The following is an 849-nucleotide window of genomic DNA, read 5'->3' as shown; positions in this document are numbered from 1 at the left end:
TTTGTTTACCGGCCGGCCGGCGCGCGGCATCGTCAACCGGCTGATGCGCGAGATCGGTCCCATGAGCACGTTTGCGCCGGCCTTCCCCACGGCCGGCGGTGCATTGGCACCGCTGCGCGCCAAGACGGAGCCGACCGGCTCGGGCGATTTCATCAACCTGTGGTCGGGCCAGGCTGGGCGGCTGGCCACGGAAGACTCGGCGGAAGTCATCACACGGCGCATCGCAGCCCAGGCGCTCGAGCGGCTCACCTGAGTTTTTCTGCTGCATCGTTTCCCGCGCGGGCACGCCAGACGGCGTGCCCGTTTTGTTTCACATCACAAATCGGCATGCGAGCAATGGGAAAATTTCATGTAACTTGATAAATATCGTTTACGTGGTTACGATGGTTTCGTTGTTTTTTCTCGAAACCCATCCGGAACCGTGCCATGAACGCCCCTGTCCGAGCCGCTGATTTCGTTGTCGATGCGTTTGCCGCCACCGCTGTGCGCCACCGCGCGGTGGATGTTGAAGGTGTGCGCGTGTTCTACCGGGAGGCGGGCCCCGCCGATGCGCCGACCGTGCTGTTGTTGCACGGCTTTCCGAGCGCATCGCATATGTTTCGCAACCTGATTCCGCAGTTGGCCGGGCGCTATCACGTGGTGGCGCCGGACTTTCCCGGCTTTGGCCTGACGCAGGCGCCGAACGGTTTCCGCTACACGTTCGACAACCTTGCGCATGTGGTCGACGGCTTTACGCAGGCGATTGGCCTGTCGCGGTATGCAATCTACGTATTCGACTACGGCGCGCCGGTCGGCTGGCGTCTGGCGATGGCGCATCCGGAGCGCATCAGCGCCATCGTTACGCAGAAC

At 62.5% G+C, this 849-nt stretch carries 2 protein-coding genes; both read left to right on the top strand.

The window, feature by feature from the left end:
- A partial coding sequence (locus D1614_RS27910; RefSeq protein WP_175579305.1) for a nitronate monooxygenase occupies positions 1–253 on the top strand: 253 nt, incomplete at its 5' end.
- A 173-nt stretch (positions 254–426) separates the two neighbouring features.
- The coding region (locus D1614_RS27905; RefSeq protein ID WP_119440469.1) for an alpha/beta fold hydrolase at positions 427–849 on the top strand (423 nt) is incomplete at its 3' end.

Origin of the sequence: Maribellus luteus, from assembly GCF_003576475.1 — a bacterium.
GTDB lineage: Bacteria > Bacteroidota > Bacteroidia > Bacteroidales > Prolixibacteraceae > Draconibacterium > Draconibacterium luteum.
The sequence above is the reverse complement of the archived record's forward strand: the minus strand, read 5'-3'. Positions and strand labels throughout refer to the sequence as shown.